Annotated in this window: 17 protein-coding genes and 1 pseudogene; 4 read left to right on the forward strand and 14 right to left on the reverse strand. The window is 74.5% G+C overall.

All coding sequences use genetic code 11. From position 1 onward, the window contains the following. Window positions 1-88: 88 nt before the first annotated feature. Window positions 89-436 (reverse strand): hypothetical protein, encoded by a 348-nt coding sequence (locus ACIQUT_RS15385; RefSeq protein WP_403563295.1) that lies wholly within the window; start codon window positions 434-436, stop codon window positions 89-91. A 364-nt stretch (window positions 437-800) separates the two neighbouring features. On the opposite strand from ACIQUT_RS15385, the gene ACIQUT_RS15390 reads away from it, so the two are divergent. Beyond that, the gene (locus ACIQUT_RS15390) at window positions 801-1,070 is read left to right on the forward strand and encodes a hypothetical protein (RefSeq protein ID WP_403563298.1); all 270 of its coding nucleotides are present in this window, start codon (window positions 801-803) and stop codon (window positions 1,068-1,070) included. A gap of 18 nt (window positions 1,071-1,088) precedes the next feature. On the opposite strand, the gene ACIQUT_RS15395 is transcribed toward ACIQUT_RS15390, so the two are convergent. The 3 genes from ACIQUT_RS15395 to ACIQUT_RS15405 all read right to left on the reverse strand — a co-directional run bounded on the left by ACIQUT_RS15395 (window position 1,089) and on the right by ACIQUT_RS15405 (window position 5,366). Then, entirely contained in the window at window positions 1,089-1,766 is a 678-nt protein-coding gene (locus tag ACIQUT_RS15395) for a hypothetical protein (protein ID WP_403563301.1), read from the reverse strand. A gap of 263 nt (window positions 1,767-2,029) precedes the next feature. Then, entirely contained in the window at window positions 2,030-3,127 is a 1,098-nt protein-coding gene (locus ACIQUT_RS15400) for a hypothetical protein (protein ID WP_403563304.1), read from the reverse strand. 64 nt (window positions 3,128-3,191) lie between these two features. Next, window positions 3,192-5,366 (reverse strand): SpoIIE family protein phosphatase, encoded by a 2,175-nt coding sequence (locus ACIQUT_RS15405; protein WP_403563306.1) that lies wholly within the window; start codon window positions 5,364-5,366, stop codon window positions 3,192-3,194. A 191-nt stretch (window positions 5,367-5,557) separates the two neighbouring features. On the opposite strand from ACIQUT_RS15405, the gene ACIQUT_RS15410 reads away from it, so the two are divergent. Beyond that, complete coding sequence (locus ACIQUT_RS15410) at window positions 5,558-5,779, forward strand: hypothetical protein (RefSeq protein WP_403563308.1); 222 nt, start codon at window positions 5,558-5,560, stop codon at window positions 5,777-5,779. A 15-nt stretch (window positions 5,780-5,794) separates the two neighbouring features. Here the strand turns inward: ACIQUT_RS15410 and ACIQUT_RS15415 are convergent, their stop codons facing one another. Further along, the gene (locus ACIQUT_RS15415; RefSeq protein WP_403563310.1) at window positions 5,795-6,019 is read right to left on the reverse strand and encodes a hypothetical protein; all 225 of its coding nucleotides are present in this window, start codon (window positions 6,017-6,019) and stop codon (window positions 5,795-5,797) included. A gap of 269 nt (window positions 6,020-6,288) precedes the next feature. On the opposite strand from ACIQUT_RS15415, the gene ACIQUT_RS15420 reads away from it, so the two are divergent. After that, entirely contained in the window at window positions 6,289-6,885 is a 597-nt protein-coding gene (locus ACIQUT_RS15420) for an NAD(P)H-dependent oxidoreductase (protein WP_403563312.1), read from the forward strand. On the opposite strand, the pseudogene ACIQUT_RS15425 reads toward ACIQUT_RS15420, so the two are convergent. From ACIQUT_RS15425 to ACIQUT_RS15455, 7 genes and pseudogenes are all read right to left on the reverse strand, one after another. Further along, window positions 6,858-7,291 (reverse strand): annotated as a pseudogene (locus ACIQUT_RS15425) (Rieske (2Fe-2S) protein). The gene ACIQUT_RS15420 and the pseudogene ACIQUT_RS15425 sit on opposite strands and share 28 nt — an antisense overlap. A 9-nt stretch (window positions 7,292-7,300) precedes the next feature. Continuing rightward, the gene (locus ACIQUT_RS15430) at window positions 7,301-7,789 is read right to left on the reverse strand and encodes a hypothetical protein (RefSeq protein ID WP_403563314.1); all 489 of its coding nucleotides are present in this window, start codon (window positions 7,787-7,789) and stop codon (window positions 7,301-7,303) included. 28 nt (window positions 7,790-7,817) lie between these two features. Next, window positions 7,818-8,942, reverse strand: coding sequence for a TNT domain-containing protein (locus tag ACIQUT_RS15435; protein ID WP_403563316.1), 1,125 nt, complete (start codon window positions 8,940-8,942; stop codon window positions 7,818-7,820). A 179-nt stretch (window positions 8,943-9,121) separates the two neighbouring features. Then, window positions 9,122-10,321 carry a four-carbon acid sugar kinase family protein gene (locus tag ACIQUT_RS15440; protein WP_403563318.1) on the reverse strand — a complete coding sequence of 400 codons (1,200 nt, stop codon included), beginning with the start codon at window positions 10,319-10,321 and terminating at the stop codon, window positions 9,122-9,124. 545 nt (window positions 10,322-10,866) lie between these two features. Continuing rightward, on the reverse strand, window positions 10,867-11,310 hold the full coding sequence (locus ACIQUT_RS15445) for a GNAT family N-acetyltransferase (RefSeq protein WP_403563320.1): 444 nt from the start codon (window positions 11,308-11,310) through the stop codon (window positions 10,867-10,869). Window positions 11,311-11,424: 114 nt separating this feature from the next. Beyond that, window positions 11,425-12,039: a hypothetical protein gene (locus ACIQUT_RS15450; RefSeq protein ID WP_403563322.1), complete on the reverse strand. Its 615-nt coding sequence runs from the start codon at window positions 12,037-12,039 to the stop codon at window positions 11,425-11,427. 155 nt (window positions 12,040-12,194) lie between these two features. Then, window positions 12,195-13,607 carry a serine hydrolase domain-containing protein gene (locus ACIQUT_RS15455; RefSeq protein ID WP_403563324.1) on the reverse strand — a complete coding sequence of 471 codons (1,413 nt, stop codon included), beginning with the start codon at window positions 13,605-13,607 and terminating at the stop codon, window positions 12,195-12,197. A 284-nt stretch (window positions 13,608-13,891) separates the two neighbouring features. Between ACIQUT_RS15455 and ACIQUT_RS15460 the strand changes: the two genes are divergently transcribed. Next, complete coding sequence (locus ACIQUT_RS15460; RefSeq protein WP_403563326.1) at window positions 13,892-14,515, forward strand: class I SAM-dependent methyltransferase; 624 nt, start codon at window positions 13,892-13,894, stop codon at window positions 14,513-14,515. 199 nt (window positions 14,516-14,714) lie between these two features. On the opposite strand, the gene ACIQUT_RS15465 is transcribed toward ACIQUT_RS15460, so the two are convergent. Next, on the reverse strand, window positions 14,715-15,227 hold the full coding sequence (locus ACIQUT_RS15465; RefSeq protein ID WP_403563328.1) for a hypothetical protein: 513 nt from the start codon (window positions 15,225-15,227) through the stop codon (window positions 14,715-14,717). Next, a complete protein-coding gene (locus ACIQUT_RS15470; RefSeq protein WP_403563669.1) occupies window positions 15,224-16,861 on the reverse strand; it encodes a CocE/NonD family hydrolase in 1,638 nt (545 codons plus the stop codon). Before ACIQUT_RS15470 ends, ACIQUT_RS15465 begins: the two co-directional genes overlap by 4 nt. Between the last annotated feature and the right edge of the window lie 121 nt (window positions 16,862-16,982).

Genomic DNA, 16,982 nt, shown 5'->3' on the forward strand with positions numbered 1-16,982 from the left:
GGGGGCGGTGAGCACCCGCCACAGTTCCGGGGCTGGGGTTGGGGCCGGTTCCGGGGCCGGGCCCGGAACCGGTCGGTCGGTCGGCCGGTCAGTGAACTACGGAGAAGCTGCGCCACGGCAGTGTGCCGGGCGCCGTCTCGTTCTCACTGGACATGGGGACGTAGATTCCGGGGGCCTTGTCCGTCTTCCCGCACTCCGGTGTCCGGTACAGGACGACGTCGAGCTCGCTGTCGTTCGCCACGTGAGTCGCGCCGTCCGGGAGGCGGATCTTGTGGCAGCCCTGGACGGGTGTGTTCGAGTACGTGAGCTCGACCGGGGAGTCGTGGCCGCGGAAGGTGATGGTGCCCACGGTGGTCTTGCCGGCCGAGCAGGCCGTTGCCGTGAGCAGCAGCACTGCCGCCCCGGTGGTGACGGCGATACGCCGGAGGTGGGACATGGCTCGGTCCTCGTCTGTGCGGTGATGGCTGCCCTTGCACCGCAGCGTGACGTGCCGCGCGGGCGCGGGCATCCGGTGCGCGCCCGGCGGGATGACCGCCGAAGGAGGGAGGGTCCCCCGCCCGGCCGCACCGACGGGTGCGAGCCGCCCCGTCCGAGTGGTGTCGCCCACACACGGGAAGTGAGGAATCGAAGCCTGGCAAGGGCCTTTGGTCTTCATCTCCAGGCTGTCGGGCCGTGTGAACCGCCGAGGCGCAGCCAGGGGTCCCGACCGTGGACGGTGCGGGCCGCCGAAATGCGGGGCGGTTGTCAGAGGCGGGTGACACCATCTGCGGCGGTGATCCGACCAGCTACAGGGGGTAGGCATGGCGAGCACGCACACGTGGCCGCGCGGGGCGGAGACGGCGGACAGCGAGGAACTGGAGCGCTGGCTGGCCGGGCACGGATGGGAGATCGACCCGACCGTGTTCATGGCCGGGGTCCTCGGCCCGGCGGTCCAGGTCCGCCGCATCCACAGCACGTGCGAGGACGACGGCGCGGGTCTGCTGATCCTCCCGGGCGAGACCGTGGTGTTCGACGGGGAGCGGATACGGATTCGCCCGTGCTCCTTCGCTTCGGCCGGCGCTCCCGCATAGCGCGGCGCGGCCCCGCGGTCAGCACTGCCAGAGGAAAACGGCCTCGCCACAGGGCACGCAGGTGAAGGCGTGGCCGCGGCCGGTGCCGAAGTTCAAGGCGGTGACGGGATCGGGACCCTCCTGCAGCTGAGCGGCCTGCCGCATCGGCTCGGCGCAGGTACCGCAGGCCGGAGTCTGCTCGTACTGGAGCCAGGCCGGCGGGCCGCCCAGCTGTCCGAGGACGTGGTTCCGGGGCCTGCCGGTCCGGGCCGCCCAGGCCGTGACAGCGCTGTCGTAGTCCGCCGCGTCCGGCAGGACCTGCGGCTCGGCGGCGTGGGCGGCGCCGAGGAACAGCTTCTCGGGGTCGACGTCCCGGCCCCGCGGCCGCGCGATGCGGCGCAGGCCGCGGGCCGGGAGGAGCAGGGCGCGGTTCGCGCCGGAGGTGGGGCTCCAGTCCTGGCACGTGCCCGGGCGGTTCTGGCAGGCGAACAGCGCCAGCACGTGCGCGTGCGGCCGGCCGCCGCCGGCGACGGCGGAGCCGGACTCGTCCAGGAGGAGCTGCGCGAGGAACTTCAGCGGGCCGGCGCATTCGGCGCAGGACGGCCATGCGGTCCCGGGCACGGCCAGGGGCACACCGCCGATGCGGGTGACCACCGCGTGGGGTGCGGCCGGGCCGGCGTGGGTGATCAGGGTGATCGGGGCGGTCGGGGCGGTCATGCGGCCCGACTGTAGGACACGGCACCGACATCGCCGCCCGCTGCCCTGACCGCGGTGTCGGCGCAGATCCTGGGCGTACTGGGCCGCACGGCGAACGGCAGGGCCTCCGCCGCCCGTCTGCGGAGGTCGTCCCGGTGCCCGGCCGCCTCGGCCACGCGTTCCCTCGGCAGGGTGGCCACCGGTGCGCCGCGCGTATCTCCTCGTCCGTGGCGGGAGGGGTCGTACGGCCGACCTTGTGGTCTGTCACCGACACGGCTGCCCCCTCAGAACGGGTGGGCGTACGGGCGCTCCCGCACACGGTCGTGGATGCCGCGCAGCCGAGGCCCGCGGACGGCGGGCAGCCGGGCGAGCGTGCGGACGAACACTCCCCAGTCGGGCCGGAAGGATTGCCACGGGTGATCGGGGAGGGGATCGTCGCGGAGGATGCCCTCGGGCAGCGTGCCCGGCGCCGGGACGAGCCGCCGCCGGGTGGGTAAGGCCAGGTGCGTCCACACGTCGGCCGCGAGCGGCACGGTCACGGCGGTGGCGTCGGACGGCTGCCATGCCGTCCCCGTCCGCGGGTGCCGCGGCACCAGGAGGATGTCGGCGGCCGGTTCGGGCAGGCCCGGTCCGGCCGGTGCCGCCGTCAGCACGGGATTCCCGGGCGGGGTCAGCGCGTCGAGCGCGGGCGCGAACAGCGCCGCGACGGGGCCTTCGGGGAGGGCCACGGGCAGGCCCTCGGAGACCGCCAGCAGGTGGGCCAGCGCCGCCGCGACCGCGGCCGCCCACTGCGGGTTCCAGTCCCCGGACGGATCGACCGGCGGTGCGGGGTCTTTCGTCGGCACCGCCCCCTCCCAGAGGTCCGGCCCGTGCCGGCCCGCGTCGTCTCCGTCGCCCTCGTCGGCGGGCACGGCGCGTACGGCGGCCGGGTCGAACCGCACCTCCTGCCACAGCGAGCAGTCGTCGATTCGGGTCGCCACCGCCAGGCCGCAGTGCGCGCAGGCGAGGTTCGGCCCGTCGCTCCCGTCCAGCCCGCAGCAGGTCCCGCCGTGCCGGCCGGGGATCAGGGCGGTGCCGCGGGTGTCCCCCGGCGCCACGACGATCGTTCCGGCGGAGCCGAAGGACAGGGACGGCTGGGGCGCGAACACCCCGCGGGCTGCCGCTTCGTCCTCACCGATCTCGTGCCACCGTCGCCATGGCGGCCCCCAGGGGTCGGGGTCGACGGCGTAGGTCCCCTGCTGCATCAGCACCGGGAGCAGTCCGTGCCCCCACGTCTGACGGGCGTGCAGGGGAAGCGCTGCCCGGGACAGCCGGGCCGACAGTGCGGCGCCGCATCCTCCGCATGCGAACGCCGTGTTGCGTGCCTCCGCGTTCCGGTTCATCCGGGGCATCGTCACAGCCCGGCCGCCGGTGGCCAACTCCTTTTCGGATGCGCGGGAGGATCAGTCAGATGCGCAGGAGGAGCAGGGCGACGTCGTCCGTCTGGGGGGTGACGGGGCCGGCGGGGTGGACGAGGGCCTCGATGATGTCGTCCAGGTCGGCTCCCGCGCGTGCGGCGAGCACGGAGGCGAGTTCGGCGGTGGCCCGGTCCGGGTCGATGCCGGCCGCGGTGGGTTTCTCGACGAGGCCGTCGGTGTAGAGCGCGAGCAGGGTTCCCGGCGTGAGGTCCAGGTGGGTGACGGGGCACGGGACGTCGGCGTCGGCGCCGAGGAGCGGGGCGGGGTCGAGGTCCACGAGGTGGGGGCGGGTGCCGGGGCGGTGGACGAGCGGGGGCGGGTGGCCGGCGCCGGCCAGGATCGCCAGCCGGTGCGCGAGGTCGATGTGGACGTAGAGGCAGGAGACGAGCAGGTCGGTGTCCAGGTCCGCCAGGAGGCGGCCGGTACGGGTGAGGACCTCGCCGGGCGGGGCTCCGGCGGTGGCCCGGATGGCGGTGCGGACCTGCCCCATCAGCGCGGCGGCGGCGACGTTGTGCCCTTGGACGTCGCCGATGACGGCCGCGACGGTGGTGGTGTCCAGGGGGATGACGTCGTAGAAGTCGCCGCCTATGTCCATGCCGTGGCCGGAGGGCAGGTAGCGGGAGGCGATCTCGAGGCCGGGCACGACGGGCAGGGAGCGCGGGAGGAGCGTCTGCTGGAGGCCGCGGGCGAGGTCGCGGGCGGCGTCGTGGAGGCGGGCCCGGTCCAGGGCCTGGGCGATCAGGCCGGCGAGGGAGGTGAGAACGGCGCGCTCGTCGGCGGTGAAGGTGTGGGGGCGGAGGTAGGAGAGGATGCAGCAGCCGACCGGGCGCCCCGAGATCGTCAGCGGGAGGAAGGCCCAGGCCTGCTTGCCGCTGATGCGGGGCGCGCCGGGGTACTCGCGGGCGATCTCCCGCGCGTTGCCGTAGAAGGCGGGGACGCCGCTGGCCATCACCTGCCCGGCCGGGGTCAGCTCCGTGTCCAGGGGCAGCCCGTCGAGGCGGTCGATGGTGGCCGCGTCGTAGCCGTAGTGCCCGGTGATCTTCAGGCGGCCGGCTTCGGCGGCGGACAGGACCAGGGCGTCGGCGCCGAACGCGGGCAGGACCTGGTCGGCGACCAGTTCGACGACGTCGCGGACGGCGACGGTTTCCGTCAGGGCGGCTGCGAGGTGGAGGAGCTGGTAGATCCGGCCCGTCTGCGGTGGGGCCGCGGCCGCCTCCGTGCGGGGCGGGCCGGCCGGCGGCCCGGGCTGCCCGCCGGTCTCCGGGCGGCCGGTGGGGGTGATGCGGACGCTGATGCCCCCGGCGTCCGGATAGAGCTGGAAGTACAGCCAGTGGTCCGGCGGGTGCAGGGCGGTGAACTCCACCGGATCGCGGCTCATGACGGCGGTCCGGTAGCGGTCCTCGACCAGGGGGATGTCGAGCCACGGCAGGGACTGCCAGGGCCGGGTTCCGAGCAGCTGCCCGGCGCTGCGGCCGAGCAGGGCGGCGGCGGTGCCGTCCAGGAAGGAGATCCGGCCCTCCAGGTCCAGGGCCAGAGCACCTTCGGGCAGGCGTTCGATCCAGTCGGCCGCGGCCTGCGCGGCCTGCGCGGCCCGGCCGCCGCCCCGCGGGGCGGGCGGTGCGGGCGGGATGACGCGCGGCCGCTCGGGCACCGGGGGCGGGGGCGCGGCGCCGTCCAGCACCCGGGCGATACGACGGGCGGCCGCGGTGATGTGGTGCTGCTCACGGCGGCCGGCGGTGCGGGGGTGGCTGGCGGGCCAGAGCAGCAGCAGCGCACCCCTGGGGGCCGTGCCGCCCGGCAGCGGCGCGGCGGCCAGTGCGGACCGGTAGGGCAGGCTGACGGCGGCCCGGGGGTAGTCACGGGCCAAGTCCTCGTGGGAGCCGACCCACACCAGCCGGTCCTCGCGCACCGCGTCGGCGACGGGTGTCGGAGCCGTCGCGGAGATCCGGTTCCAGGGCCGGGTCACCTCCTCCGGCACCCCGTACAGCACGGCCAGCCCCAGTTTCCGCAGCGCCCCGTCCCCGTCCCAGAGGAACAGGCCGCCGGCGAACGCACCCGTACGCCGCACCGCATCGGTCAGCGCCTCGTCCAGCGCCTCGTGCAGCGCCGGAAGGCCGGCCCGGCCCGCGCGGGCGCGGTACGGGCTCTCACCGCGGGCGGTCACGGCCCACCTCCGTTCCGTTCCGGCACCTGCCGGTGACGCCGGTGCCGGGTGGGTTCATCCGCGCCAGGGGTGCGGAAGGGACCTTGCCGACGCGCCTGACCGCGGTCCGGGCGCGCAAACCTTCGACACGGGCAGGCTCCTACGGGACGCGAGGAAGTGCGAGCCGGGCGCCGAGCGGCGAGGGTGGGGCCATGGCCTCCGCACAGCTCATCCTCGACCCGCCCGACGAGCACGGGCGGCGCCAGGTCCGCTACGCCGGCGTCGTCCTGGGCACCGCAGACCGCCCCAGCGACGTCGTCGAACTCCTCCGCCAGGCCGGCGTCACGGCTCCCGAGGCCCTCGACCTCGGCGACCCGGACGTGGCCGAATGGCGCGGCGCCGGCCCGGAGGGCTGGGCGGAGTCACCGCCGTGAGGGCAGGCCGGCGTCCTACCGCTTTCCGCGCGCGGAATCCCGTTGTGCCCGCGGGCTCGGGCTGAGCGCGTCGGCGGCCTCGCCGTCCTTGCCCGACGCGGCTGCGAGGTCGCCGGCGGACGCGTCACGGGCTGCCGGCTGTTTGTCGTCGCCGTGGGCCGTCGGGCGCCTGCGCTGGTTCTGCGGGGTGTCGTCGTGGAGGGGTGCGCCCCCGGCGCCTCCTTGATCCATGTCGTCCATGGGACCGTTCCTTCCGTTCCTGCCGTTCCTGCCCAGGCGGTCGGGCTCGCGACTCGTGGCTCGTGGCTCGTGGCTCGCGACTCGTGGCTCGTGGCCGTACGCGAACGCCGCTCGGTGCGTGCTGCGCCTGCCCTTCAGCGGCAAGGCCAAACCGAGACGGGGCGGCCCCCGGTAGGTCCGGTCCCGTGGTCCCGGTAGCGTTCCCGTGGGGCGGAGGCCCTGAGGGGAGCCGCGGTCGGTCTCCCGTACCGGCGAGGGGGTTGGTGGTCGTGAAGGTCGGGCTCTATCTGGCGCATCCGCGGGCCGGCAGTTTCAACCATGCGCTGTTCGAGGCGGTGCGGGAAACACTGACGGCCGAGGGCTGCGAGGTGTTCGCGCACGACCTGTGCGCGCAGGGGTTCCCGCCGGCGCTGACGGCGCAGGAGACGGAGACGGTCGACGAGGCGCCTCCGGCCTCGGACCCGCTCGTCGCCCTGCACCGCGCGCAGGTGGCGGAGGTCGACGCGCTGGTCTTCGTGCATCCCAACTGGTGGGGCATGCCGCCGGCGGTGCTGGCGGGCTGGGTGCAGCGGGTGCTGGTGCCCGGGGTGGCGTACAAACTGGGGCGGGCCGACGGTGAGCCCTCGGGGCTGCTGCGGGCGGGCCGTGCGCTCGTGCTCAACACCTCGGACACTCCCGGGGAACGGGAGGAGACCGAGTTCGGCGACCCGCTGGAGCGGGTGTGGGCCGCCTGCGTCCTGCCGTACGTGGGCGTGACGGACGTACGCCGGACCGTGTTCCGGACCGTCTCCGACTCCTCGCCCGATCAGCGTGCCGCCTGGCTGGCGGAGGCGCGCCGTCAGGCGTCCGGGCTGCTGTCCGGATGACAACGGGGCTGGTGGAAGTGCTGGAGCCTGGCCTCCACGTGCCCGTCGACGATGCGCGTGTCGAAGGCGGGCTGGGGTGCGGTGGCGGGGCCTTCGACGTTCCATCCGTCCGAGAGGCGGAAGACGCTGCCGTGCCAGGGGCACCGTACGCAGCCGTCCGCGATCTCCCCTCCGCCAGCGGCCCCGGGAGCTCGGCCCAGTCCACCCAGCCGGACACCGCAGCGGGCGCCGCGGCGGCCAGACCGGCACCGACCAGGACGTGTGCGGCGCCGCGCCGGCCCGGCATCAGGTCCAGCAGGGCCGCGGACAGCCAGGTCCCGATCGGTATCTGGACGAGCGGCACCGACCGTACGGCCCGGCGGAGGCCGGCGGCTGCTGCCAATTGGTGCAGGCGATCTTTGTCCATGGCCCGCGCCTACCCCGGGACGCCTCCGCCATGTGCGCCGCCGCCCGGTGCGCCGCCGGGGGGCGGGCCCTGATCCCGTTCCGGATCTGATTCCGATTCGCGTTCCGGTTCGGGTTCTGGTTCCGGTTGCGGTTCCGGCGGGCGGCGGGTGGCGTGGAGGGCCCGCGCGAGTTGCTCGCGGGCGCGGCGCTGGATGCCGTCGCTGTCGTGCAGCAGCATTTCGGCTTCGTCGGGTGTGAGCGGCGCGGGCGGCGGCCCCGCCCCGGTCAGCCTCGCGTAGAGGCTGCGGCAGGCCCGGTCCTCGTCGGGGAACCGCTCCAGCACCGTGCGCACGCCCCGCTCCATGACGCCCACCGCCCACTCGCCTGCCTGTTCCTCCAGGTAGAGGCGCTCCTCCGACCTGGGGAGGCCGGGGGGACCGGGGCAGTCGGGCACCTCGTACAGGCCGGGTGGGACCCGGGCCTCGCGCAGTGCCTCACACAGCCGGCGGCTGTCCATGCCCCGGTCCTCCCTTCGGTGCTCGGCGTCAGTTCGCCCTCTCCAGGTAGCCGTTCGCCACGAGGGTGCTGACCCGTGTGCCCGTCCGGACGTTCGGGCAGTACGAGTCGCCCGGCGCCGGCGACACGGTCGTGACGTACTGCACGCCCTCGCCGGGCTGCTCGAACCACGGGAGGGTGGGGCCGGCGCAGACCAGGATCGGCTGCTTCACCCGGTAGAGGTGGTAGTCGAAGGGCCAGCGGGGGTCCTGGGTGTTGAGGTTGGACGGCGGGATGGAGCGTTCGCCGTACTTGGTGCCGGCCGGCGCGAGGAAGCTCCCGAACTCCGCCCCGAAGCGGTCGAGCAGCTGTCCGGGCTCAAGGGTGACCTCCGTGGCGATGATCTGCCCGTTGGCGTCCCTTGCGAAGCCGTCGCTGTTCGGGAACCTGTAGGCGCCCAGACCGGAGTCCGCGGTCGGGTTCCACCACTTGTTGAGGAACTCCACCGGGGTGAGCTCACCGAACCGCTCGTAGCCCTTGAGGATGGAGCCGAGCACCCTGGTCGTCGGCAGCTTGGCCGGGCCGAACCGCCAGTCGTTGCACTTGAACTCGGTGTGCGCGTAGGGGTACGGCGACGGCACGAACCCGAGGCAGTTCGCCTTCGTGGCGTCGTACCTGGTCTTGGTGTCGGACCCCGTCTTGGCTTCCGAGCCGGCCTTCGTCTCCGAGGCGGTCTTCTTGGCTTCGGAACCGGTCGCGGCTTCGGATCCCTTCTCGGCGTCCGGGCCGGCCTGCGCCTCCGAACCGGGCCGGGACTCCTCCGCCTTCCCCTCCTGCTTCCCCTTCCCCTCCTGCTTCCCCTTCCCCTCCTGCTTTCCCTTGCCTTCCTGCTTTCCCTTGCCTTCCTGCTTTCCCTTGCCCTCCTGCTTTCCCTTCCCCTTCCCCTTCTCGCGCTCCCGGTCCTTCTTGTGCTTCCTGTCCTCGTCCCGTTTCCCGTCCTCGTCGCCGCTCGCCCGGCCGGGTGCCGGCGGCGGGACCGAGGCTGTCCAGATCGGGGATCGGTCGACCGTGGACGCCTGCGCCTCCACGGCGGTGGAGGGGAGAGCGCCGAGCAGAACGGAACCGGTGAGCCCTGCCGTCGTGGCCAGGCTCGCGCACCAACGGGGGAATGCCACTGAAACCTCCGCAAGATCGAGTCCACGGGACGTCAGAAGCGCCCCGACTCATCACAGGAGATCCACGGAGGCCCGGCAATCGGAACGGGGCCGAACGGCGGGCATACGGACACCTGACGGCCCACCGGTGTCCCGCTGTCGGCCCTGCCCGGTGCGGCCCGGTACCGCCTGTCGCTCCGTCAGGCGCTGCTCCGCTGCCGGACGAGGTGGCACAGGCGTACGAGGGTGCCGTCGTCGCCGAAGCCGCCCGCCTTGATCAGTACGGGGAGCGCGGGCCGGCCGAGCAGGGTTCCGCGCGCGACGCCGGGTTCGGGTTCGTCGGCCAGGGTGATGCCGGTGACGCCGAAGGGGCCGAGGGCGTCGAGGACCTCCGCGGCGGTCTCACCCCCGGTGAGCACGAGCGCGTCGACCCGGTCCTCCTCGATGAGCCTGCGCACGGCGCCGGCCATGGAGCGGCCGAGGGCCCGGGCGGTGTCGCGCGACCGGCGTTCGTCCGGCGTGTGCAGGGTGAGGACGGGGGCCGTCGTGCGGTTCAGGTCGGCGACGGTCGCCGCCGGGTCGTCGGTGGCGGTGACGGCCTGTACGTCCACCCGGTCGCGCAGCAGGGCCAGCTGCCGACGGGTGGCGGGGTTGGCGCTGCCGACGACGATCAGTGGCCGCCGAGCCGGACCGGGAACGGGCGGGGGCGCGGCTGCGGCCGCGGCCCGTGCGCAGTGCCGTGCGAGAGCGGCCGCGAGTCCGGGCGAGCCGACCCACAGCACCTCGTCGAGGCGGGGAACGCTTGCGACGAGCAGGTCGAGATCGGCGTCCTGCTGCGCCGAGTACGCCACCACCGCGCCCGCGCCGATCAGCCGGGGCAGTTCGGCGGACCGGTCCGGGCCGACCGGGACGGCGTCCGGGAGCAGCCCCGCGAGATCCGAGCACCGCACCGGGTGCGCGGGATCGCGGGCGAACTCGCTCTCGTGGACCGGGATGCCCCGCACGTACTGGACCCCGTCCACGGTCACCCTGCCCTCGGCGGGAAACGCGGGGGCGACGATCACGGCCCGGCGCCCGGAGCCGGAGCGGGCGGCCCGTATCTCCGCCGCGACGTGCCCGCGGAGGGTGGAGTCCACCGTCTTCAGCAGCACATCGGCGTCGGCGAACAGGCGCGCCGCCTGCCGCGTGCGTGCGGCGGCGGTCTCCTCGTCGGTGACGCGCGTCCCGAGATCGACCGCGGTCACACCCCGGGGCCGTCCGGCTGCCGCCGCCTCCGGGAGGTGGAAGAGGATCCGGGCGTCGTGGCCGGTCCGGCGGAAGGGCGCGGCCCCGTCGCCGGCGCTGGTGAGGTCGTCCGCCAGCACGGCGATGCGCGGCGCTCGGCCGCCGTGGACTGTCATGCCGGTTCCCCTCCGTCTGCCCGCTGTCGCCACGGGGTGCATCCGCGATGCCGTGACAAGATCAATACTGCGCGGCAGGACGGTGCCTGACAATCCGTTCCTCGTCACACCCTGCCGGTGGCAGCCGCGGCAGCCCTCCCCCGGAGGACGAGCGGGTCATGCGCCGGGCTCGGACCCGGCCCGTTGCGGGCGGCCGGCTTCGCCCTGGCCGAGGTGACGCCCGAGGTGGAGGACCGGACGTGGCGGCGGTCGGAACAGTCGCCTGCGTTCCGGTCGACGGCCCTCGGCCGGACGGCCGTGTGCCGTGCGCCCGTTCGGCCGGCTCTTTCCGGTCAACCCCCCTGTTGCATGGCCGAAAACAGTGCAATGCTGTGCGCACGGCGGCCCTCCCCCTCCCCCGCGGAGAGGCCCCAGGCCCCGCCCGGAACGCACCCTCGGGCGGGGCCCATCGCATGTCGCCCGCCGCCCCGCCCCGCACCCGGGCCGCCCCGCACCCGGGCCGCCCCGCGCCCGGTCCACCACACCCGGGCCGTCGCGCCGGACGGCTAACCCTCCAGCGGCTTCAGCTCCTTGGTGAAGTGGAAGGCGGCGATGTCGAAACGCTCCCGGAGGTAGAACCGGTGGGCGCCGGTGCGGTAAGTGGCCGAATCCAGGCTGAACTCGTAGCAGCCCTCGGCACGGGCGTGGTCCTCCAAGTGGGCGAGCATCGCGTGGCCGACGCCGGTCGAGCGGGCGTACGGGGACGTCACCAGGTCGTCGACGTAGAGCTTGCGCACCGTGCTGGTGGTGTCGACGATGCGCCAGCCGGCGGCGGCGACGCAGTTCCCGTCGTCCGCGTAGCCGGCGCTGAAGCGCAGCCCCTGGCCGTGACCGCGCTCGTACACCTGGTGGAAGAGCTCCTCGGTGAGGTGCGGGCGCAGCTCGCGCAGGACGGGGAGCAGGTCGGTGTCCAGGCGCGGGTCGCCGACACCCAGGTCGATGATCTTCATGTCAGGACGATATCCCAGCCCCTGCCGGCGCGGTCGGGGCCGGGATTCGGCCGGAGGCGACGGCGCGGCAGGGCGGTGGGAGGCGGGGCGGTGGTCGGCGGGCCGGCGGGGCGGTCAGCCGCGGTAGAGCTTGTTCACCGCGGTGCGGGTGGTGTTCTTGAAGGCGTTCACGGGCGCGTCGTGGAAGGTGCCCATGCGGCCCCAGTGCACGACGGTGACCGTCCGCCCGTCCCTGCCGACGGCGAAGAGGTGCACGTCGTTGCCGGCCCACGCGTGCGTGGTCCGGACGCCCTGGACGCGCGCCCCCTCCTCGGCCTTGACGCGGCCGAAATCGCGCCACTCGGCCTGGACGTCCGGATCCTGCTGCTCCACCCGTTCGGCACAGCCCTTGACCGCCGCGTCGAGCAGCGCGGCCAGCGCGCGCGCCGCGGCCTCGTCACGCTCCACGACGGTGACCTGGACGGCGTTGGTGTCGACGTCCGTCCAGAAGGCGCGGTGCCGCGACGTGGCACCGGGCAGCGCCTCGCCGACGCAGAACGGCAGCGGGTCGGGGGCCCCGGAGGCCACCGGCCCGGCGTGCCAGGCCGTGCCGGCCTGCCGGGGCAGCTCGCGGGCGTCCAGGAAGGCGGGCCCGTCGGCGGCGGCAGCGGACGGCGCCGCCAGGGTGGCGGCCAGAGCGGCCGCAACGGCGGCCGCGAGGCAGGCGGCGGCAAAGGGACGGTGGCTCATGAGGGTTCCCCGTTCACGGTGACAGCAGGACTGGCGGTACGTACCTCCTCGGCATTTCCCCGCTACCCGGGGATAAACGACCGCGCCCCGCGGCGGCTCGGAACAGCCGGTCGCAGGGCGCGGGGTATACGGGAGTGCGGGGCGCGGGACGGGTGTCAGCGCTGCCGGGCGATGCGCGGGGCGGCCAGGGCCGCCTCCGGCGCGTCGACGAGCGGCGGAACCGGTGCCGCCGTGCCCTTCTCGGCGTCGGGCGCGGGAGCGGGCGCCGGTACGGGGGCTGCCGGGGCCTTGGCGGCCGGGGCCGGAGCCGTGGTACCGCACAGGGCCTGGTCCTTGTAGGCCCGCATCGCGGCGTCGGCCGGGTGGGGAAGGAAGGCGGTGCCGGCCTCGTTGAGGCGCTGGTACTTCATCAGGTTGTAGCCGATCGCGAACTGCCGCTTGCCGTCGGGGCTGGACAGCGCCCACGTCCCGGCGCCGAAGACGCCGCCGTCGTGCCCCCACACCGGGCCGCACGGCGTGTCCATGGAGTAGATGCCGAGGCCGTAGCGCATGCCGACGTTCCCGTCCGCGTCCTTGACGTCGACCGTGGTGCGCATCTGGTCGAGCTGGGTCCGCGGCAGCAGGTCGCCCTTCAGCAGGGCCCGGTAGAAGGTGTTGAGGTCCTGGGTGGTCGAGACGAGCGCGCCCGCGGTGCCGGCCCAGGTCATGTTGTAGTCGCTGTAGTCGCGCGGCGGGTCGATCAGGCCGTAGAAGCTCTCGTACATGCGGGCGTGCGGGCCGTGGATCTTCGGATCGGTGCCGGGGAAGTAGGTGTTCTTCAGGCCGGCCCGGCGGATCACGTCCCGGGTGATCAGCCGCTCGGGATCCTGGCCCGTGGCCTTGCGCAGCACCTCGCCGAGCAGGAGGTAGTTGGTGTTCGAGTAGTGCCACTCGGCGCCGGGTTCGCTCAGCTGCGGGCGGGCCACCCCGTAGCCGATCAGCTCGGCCGGGCGCACCGTGCGGAGGCGGTGGTCGTCGAGGCTCTCGGTGGTGCCCTTGAGGAGGGAGGGGAAGGCGTCCCCGACGTAGTCGTTGATGCCGCCGGTGTGGTTGAGCAGCATGCGTACGGTCACCTTGCGGCCGCGCTCGCCGGGCAGCAGCTCGGGCACGTAGTCGCCGACCGGCCGGTCGAGGTCTATGCGGCCCTTGGCGGACTGCTGGAGCACGGCAACGGCGGTGAAGGTCTTCGTCACGCTGCCGACGCGGTGCCGGAAGTCCGGGCGGACCGGCCGCTTGGTGTCCACGTCCGCAAAACCGGCCGCACCGTCGTAGCGGGTCTGCCCGTCCCGGACCGCCGAGTAGGCGCCGTAGATACCGGCCTCGTGGATGGCCCGCAGCTTCCTGTCGAGCTCCGCGCGGTCGAGGCGGCCGGCGGCCGGTACGGCGGCCGCCGCGGTGTCCGGGCCGGCGGAGGGTGCGGCGACCGCGGCGGGGGCGATACCGGCGAGCAGGGCGACGGCGACGGCACTCGCCGCCGCGGCGCGGCGCAGCCGGCGGGGACGGGGGCGGCCGGGGCGGGTGTGGTCCACGAAGGGCTCCTGAGACGATGGCCCGGGTCACGGGCGCCTGGCGATCACGAACACCTCGATTCTTTCGGCGCGTTCCGCCTGCCTCCTCCTCCACCGGGACGAACTGCCCGCCACCGGGTCTCACCCTCCAGGAGGAACCGGCACATTGACTGCCCGTTACATTTGTCATGCCGTCCGGGCGGGCCGGCCGGGCGCCCGGGATCCGCGGCGTCCGCTCGGCTGACGTCCGGGAGGGCGCAAAGGCCGCCGCGGTGCCATGCTGGGCGAGACACATGGAGGCGGCGATGGGCTGGTACGCGGACCAGGTCGTGCCACGGATCGTGAATGCCGCCTGCGGGGCCGGGATCGCCCGGCCGCTGAGGCGGCGCGTGTGCGCGGGGCTGCACGGCGACGTGGTGGAGATCGGCTTCGGCACCGGGCACAACGTCCCCTTCTACCCGTCGGCCGTCACCGGCGTGGCCGCGGTCGAGCCGTCCGACGTCGGGTGGGGGCTCGCCCGCGACCGGGTCCGGGCGTCCGCCGTGCCCGTGCGGCGGACCGGGCTGGACGGGCAGTCGCTGCCCTTCGGGGACGACACGTTCGACACGGCCCTGTCCACCTGGACGCTGTGCACCATCCCCGACGCCGGTGCCGCCCTGCGCGAGGTGCGGCGCGTCCTGAAGCCCGGCGGCACCCTGCACTTCGTCGAGCACGGGCTGGCCCCTGAGGAGGACGAGGGCGTACGCCGCTGGCAGCGGCGGCTGGAGCCGGTCAACAAGCGGCTGCTCGGCGGCTGCCACCTCACCCGGTCGACGGTCGGCATGCTGCAGGATGCGGGCTTCGTGATCACCGCGCTCGACGTCTTCTACGAGCAGGGCACCCCCAAGCCGCTGGCCGCCTTCTCCCTCGGCGTCGCCCTGTCCCCGTAGGCGACCGCCCGCCCTCGTCCCCGCCCCAGATGGTCAGGCCACCCGGCTGGGGGTGGAAGGGGAACGGGTAGCGCCCGGGACCGGTGAGGTGGCACGGCCCTCTCCCGGACACCGGCCAGTGCCGGTCCAGCTCCTCCGCCGTGCCGTCCACCGGCCGGCCGATCCACAGCCGGTCGCCGAAGGCGCCGGGGCCGTGCCCTCAGGGCAGCCGCCGGGGGCGCGTACGCAGAAAGCGCTCGGCTGCCGCGGCCGCTTCCGCCTTGAGAACGTCGAAGGAGATGCCCCGGGCGGCCCGGTCCTCGTCCCAGGCAGCGAGGGTCTGCGCGCACTCGACGACCTCTCGCAGCTCCTCCGGACGGTTCAGGTCCCAGGCGGTCTCGACCCATATCCGGTCGGTTCCGACGGCGGGATCGAGTGATCCGTCGACGATCCGGCCGGCGAGCCAGTAGGCCTTGGCCCAGGCGGCGGCGCGCTCGTCACCCGGTACCTCGACGACCAGTCCCAGCTCCTCCAGAACCCGGTCGAAGAGCTCCTGGGCCTCGGGCTCCTCGCTGCGCGTCAGGCCGGCCAGGAGAGCGAGCGAGGGGCTCTCCACCCCGGCGAGCAGCGCGTCCAGCCCGGCCTGGATGAGCCGGTCGGAGCGCACGTGCCGGCCGAAGGCGCGCTCCTGGGCCGTCAGGCCGAGGTGTTGGATCGCGTCTTCGCTGTTCATCGTCCTGTCTGCTCCGTCGGGGTCGGTCGAGGCGGGTGTTGCGCGAGGAGGAGGGACGACGGGATGTGGAGGGTGATGCGGGTCGGGGTGAACTCGGTGGCTTCGGCGGATGATGCGCCGGTTCCGGGGTTGCGGGCGTAGCGGGGGTGGGCGCCGGCGCTGATCTGCCAGCGTATGCGGTGGCCGGCCGCGAAGCGGTGGGCGGTGGAGCCCATGGCCGCGGTCACCTCGGCCGGCCGGTCCGGGGTGGCCGCCCGGACGGGGGCCACCCCGTCGCAGACGTTCGTGGAACGGCCGTCGGGGGCCACGTCGCACAGGCGGGTGAAGACGTCGCAGTGGCCGGTGTCGGTGGCGATGGTCAGCCGCGCCGTGACCGGGCCGAGGACCTCCACCGGTGCGGTCAGCGGTGGTCCGGTGAAGGTGAGGACGTCGTCGCGGGCCTCCAGCCTGCGGTTGTCCCGGGCTCCGGCGGTACGGGAGAGCAGCCGGCCGCCGACAGAGGGGGTGGGGTCGGCCGGGTCGTAGCGGAAGGCCGCGAGCGGCGCCGGCCCGGCGGAGGCCGGGGCGTCGGGGGTGAGGTGGCCGTCGGGGGCCGCGTGCCAGGCCCCGGCGGGAGCGGCGGGCGGCCAGTCGGGCAGGTCGCGCCACTCCCCCTGCGCCCCGCCGACGTGGACCCGTACGCGGGTGGGCCGGGCCGCGGAGCGGTCGCCGTCGAGGTGGGCGCGCAGCCAGGCGAGGCTTTCGGCGAAGACCTCGGGCCAGCCCTGCTGCAGGGCGGAGGTGTGCGTCCACGGGCCGACGAGGAGGGCGGTTTCGCAGCCGGCCCGGCGCAGCCTGTCGTACTGCTCGAAGGCCTGGTCGGCCAGGCCGTCGTGCCATCCGGTGACGATGCCCGTCGGGACGGTCGTCCGGTCCGCGGCGTGGGCGAGGGACGCGCCGGTCCAGTACGGGTCGTCGGCGTCCGGGTGCGTCATCGCCTCGTCCAGCCAGGGAAGTTCGCCCAGCGCGGACTCGTACGCCCTGCGCAGCGGCCGGGCCGTGGTGATGGCGCGCAGGCGCCGGTGCAGGCGCATCGTCGCCCTCAGGAAGGGCCAGGTGCCCCGGTGCTGGTAGGTCATGCCGGCGCCGACCGCGAGGGCGGCTTCCAGGCGGAGCACCCCTCCGGCGTGGAACAGGGCGTGGGGGTCGTGCAGGCCGACCTGGACGACCATCGCCTTCAGCTCGGGCGGCGGGTCCAGGGCCAGGGCCCACTGCACGTAGCCGAGGTAGCTGGGGCCGACGGTGGCGAGGCGCCCGTCGAACCAGGGCTGTTCGCGCAGCCAGGCCACGGTGGCCAGGCCGTCGGCGGGTTCGTTCCGCCAGAGGTGGAACCGGCCGCCGGACCCGCCGGTTCCGCGGCAGCTCTGCAGGACCACGTGGTAGCCCTGCTCGGCGAAGAGCACGCCGTACATCGGCCCCCAGGGCAGGCCCCGGCCGTACGGGGAGCGCACGAGGAGCGTCGGGAAGTCGCCCTCGGTGCGGGGGAAGTAGTGGTCGGTGACCAGCGGGCTGCCGTCGGCGGCGGGTACCTCCCGCCCCGGCTGCAGGCCGACGTCGTGGCGCCCGGCCGGCAGGCCTCGCCAGGTGGCGCGCATCAACCGGGCGGACAGCGGCGGCTTCCCGGGCGGCTGCACCCAGGGGGTGCCGGTCGGGGCAGGTGTGTTGACGGGTCGTGAGGACTTGGACATGGTTCACTCCCTCTTTTACGTACACTGT

Origin of the sequence: Streptomyces sp. NPDC090445, from assembly GCF_044769385.1 — a bacterium.
In the GTDB taxonomy this organism is placed as follows: Bacteria; Actinomycetota; Actinomycetes; order Streptomycetales; family Streptomycetaceae; genus Streptomyces.